General features: G+C 35.9%; 5 protein-coding genes. 1 reads left to right on the forward strand and 4 read right to left on the reverse strand.

Going from position 1 to position 2,962, the window contains the following annotated elements; genetic code table 11:
- A partial coding sequence (locus Q0X66_RS14240; RefSeq protein WP_297707536.1) for a slipin family protein occupies positions 1-678 on the forward strand: 678 nt, incomplete at its 5' end.
- A 22-nt stretch (positions 679-700) separates the two neighbouring features.
- Here Q0X66_RS14240 and Q0X66_RS14245 read toward each other — a convergent pair.
- The 4 genes from Q0X66_RS14245 to Q0X66_RS14260 form a co-directional block, all read right to left on the reverse strand.
- Positions 701-1,171, reverse strand: a complete 471-nt coding sequence (locus Q0X66_RS14245; RefSeq protein ID WP_297707537.1) for a hypothetical protein — start codon at positions 1,169-1,171, stop codon at positions 701-703.
- A gap of 5 nt (positions 1,172-1,176) precedes the next feature.
- Positions 1,177-1,623: a hypothetical protein gene (locus Q0X66_RS14250; protein WP_297707538.1), complete on the reverse strand. Its 447-nt coding sequence runs from the start codon at positions 1,621-1,623 to the stop codon at positions 1,177-1,179.
- Between the two features lie 30 nt (positions 1,624-1,653).
- A complete protein-coding gene (locus Q0X66_RS14255; protein WP_297707539.1) occupies positions 1,654-2,148 on the reverse strand; it encodes a hydrolase in 495 nt (164 codons plus the stop codon).
- A 51-nt stretch (positions 2,149-2,199) separates the two neighbouring features.
- Positions 2,200-2,962, reverse strand: a 763-nt coding sequence (locus tag Q0X66_RS14260) for a GNAT family N-acetyltransferase (RefSeq protein ID WP_297707540.1), incomplete at its 5' end; no start/stop codon positions are given.

The raw sequence follows: 2,962 nt of genomic DNA on the forward strand, positions 1-2,962 counted from the left end.
GCATTAAAATTTCGATTCGGAAAGTATATAAAAATATTAAATCCCGGATTCAGGTGGATAATACCTATAGTAGACACAATCCAAATTGTCGATATAAGAGTCATCACTATAAATATCGTATCCCAGGAAGTAATGACAGAAGATAATGTACCCTGCAGTATAGATGGGGTGGTTTTCTTTAAGATCTATGATCCTGAAAAAGCAGTTTTGGAAGTTGAAGAATTTTCTTTTGCCATTACCCAACTTTCTCAGGCGGCATTAAGGGATGTATGCGGAAAAGTAGAACTGGATACCATTTTATCAAAACGTGAAGAAATGGGTAAAAATATTAAGACTATTGTTGAGCAGGAAACTCACGAATGGGGTATTGAGATTATGGATGTAAAAATTAAAGATATTCAGTTACCCGAAAACATGAGGCGCATGATGGCGAACCAGGCTGAAGCCGAAAGATCAAGAAGAGCAAGAATCATTTTAGCGCAGGCAGAGGAACAAGCTGCGGGCAAATTACTGGAAGCAGGGTTGCAAATAGATAAATCGCCTTCTGCAATTAAGTTGAGGTTATATCAGACATTATCCAATATTGCTGCTGAGAAAAATTCTACAATACTCTTTCCGTTTCCCGAAGAAGTATTGCCGAGAAAATCAATAGAAAAGAAGGCCAAGAAAAATAAATAATAGAGCTGTAGAAGCTTCCGGATCAGGATTGTGAATCTATCTTTTCTTGCATAAAATCTCGCTTTGTATCCGGTACTTGACTAAGTATTAAAATTAGCACTCCCAGGATAGTATAAGAGAAATGGAGGTTGTTAAAAGTAATCCCAAAGTAAAGCTGCATATTAATCCAAAGAATTAGTAATAATCCTATGTAAAACGAAAAGGTGCAGGACCAGTGGAATTTCTTATCCCAATTGATCTTCTGTGCCCAATTCAACTTTTTTCTACTCAGTAATCCGTACAGTGTAATCAAGGGTAATAGGCCTAAAACTACAAATAGGAACAATCCGGGAATCAAAAAGTTCTTAAATGGCGTATTTTCCAGTACACCTGGAGGAAGGCCAATACCCTTGCCGGATGGGTCAATTATTAGACTCAGGCCCGCAGGGACAGCGCTAATAGCTTGAAGAAATATTAATAAAATAAGAAGATTTGCCGAGATTGATCTTTTCATTAATATTATGTGAGATTTTTATATAAATAACTAATTCCCCATAGCCCATAAACGGTTATTAATGTTAAAACAATGGGAAAGGAAATGTATTTATCCGGGTTCAATACAATTGCGTCTGTTTCGATATAAATAGCATAAAGATGTACAACGGGCCAATAAACGGAAATAGCCAATCCTCCAAACATAAAAAGAGCCCCCCATTTTTTTCCTTTAATTAGTCCCAGGATTCCAATTATCAGCATAGGGATATAGATTATCGTATCTCCGAAAGCGAAACCCTTGGCAAACGCTATTCCAACTTTACCAATTTCTTTTTCTGATTCCTGTAACCCCAGGTCTATGGCCAAATCATAATCTATTAATGATAAAGTTTGGCCTGTGGTTAAAAAGATAATTAAAACAATTGCCGCTAAAATTAAAACCCAAAAACTGACCCCTTTTTTATTATTCATAACTTGATATATAATCCTGGTTGCAATCTTTTATTTTTCTACTTGGGCGAAAAGCACCATGTAGTTATGACCAGCTTCTTTTGCACATTTGGGACAATAGGCATAATGCACATAATATTTTTGACTCTTTTGGTGATGTTGTCGTAAATAAGCATCCATTTGTTTTATGAATTTAGGGATATCATTATAGGCGCCATCAAAAACCTTACCCATAAACGTTCCGGAAAGTGTTGTGTTAAAAGCGTTTGGTACATTGTCGGTAACTGAGAGATAAATTTCTGACATAAAAGCATGCGGGTCCGTAAATAATACCAAAATATCTTCTTTATTGTTTGATAGTTTTTTGGAACCCTCTGCCAGTTTCATCATTTTAGTAATTCTCCTTCCTATCATGGGAGGTAAAGGAATATGAAAAAAAGTAGGTACTGTTGCCTTGATAAATTTTTTATGATCCCAAGCGAATGTCTTTTCATTCCATTTTTCAGGATGAAATTTTGGACAACATTCTTGTTTTTCTACTTTCATAACGTATTATTTTAAAATACTCATCAAGGACTAAAACAACAGACTAATAAATTAGCTTTCCAGAAGTAGTTCTTTTTTTAATATATTTCTAAAACGTGTTGCGCTTAGATAGTGATCTTCAATTAGCTTCCCGTTGTGTAATAAGCTGAAAACCCCATAGCCCGAAGGAGCCTGCTTTGCCTCGTTTGCGCTATTTAACTTAGTTACTTTAAGATCAATGCCATAGTCTAAAGCCGTATTTAAGAGAGCAAATACCGACTTTTCATGCCACGGGCACTGATCGGCATATACCAAATGCCAGCCTTTGTATTTATTTTGATTTGCCGTCCAATCTATAAGCTCAGGGTCATTGGCTTTAAGCTCCCATTTTTTACACATTAATTCAAACCTGCCCCTCTGATCCACTTGTATAAAGTCATTATTTTCAAAGATCCTTTTGTCAGAAATCCAGGTGCCTTTACTTGTCATCGAACAAATACCGGCCATTTTATTCTTTCTGGCTTCGTTTTCGGCTTCATTTATAAGTAATGACCCATAGCCCTTGTTTTTATTTTTATTGGGATATATGTACATACAGTGAATAAACATAAAGTCATTTCCTATAACCGGGCGCCACGCACTAGGGACAGGGCTATATTCTATAAAACCAATCATTTTATCAGCATTGTCCTTTAGAATTTTCATCCGCAATCCAAGCAGATATTGTTTCTCAAACCATATACGCTTACTTTGGAATCCCGGGTTCTTAATATCCTTGATGCAATAAAGGGTTTCTTCTTGAACATTTTCAGGTGTAACATCTATAATTTTTGTC

This window comes from uncultured Eudoraea sp. (genome assembly GCF_947260015.1).
Classification (GTDB): Bacteria; Bacteroidota; Bacteroidia; order Flavobacteriales; family Flavobacteriaceae; genus Eudoraea.

Excerpts from the sequence above, each read along its gene's own strand:
- Q0X66_RS14245 (WP_297707537.1), bottom strand. The coding sequence starts at position 1,171 with ATGAAAAGATCAATCTCGGCAAATCTTCTTATTTTATTAATATTTCTT.
- Q0X66_RS14255 (WP_297707539.1), bottom strand. The coding sequence starts at position 2,148 with ATGAAAGTAGAAAAACAAGAATGTTGTCCAAAATTTCATCCTGAAAAA.
- Q0X66_RS14250 (WP_297707538.1), bottom strand. The coding sequence starts at position 1,623 with ATGAATAATAAAAAAGGGGTCAGTTTTTGGGTTTTAATTTTAGCGGCA.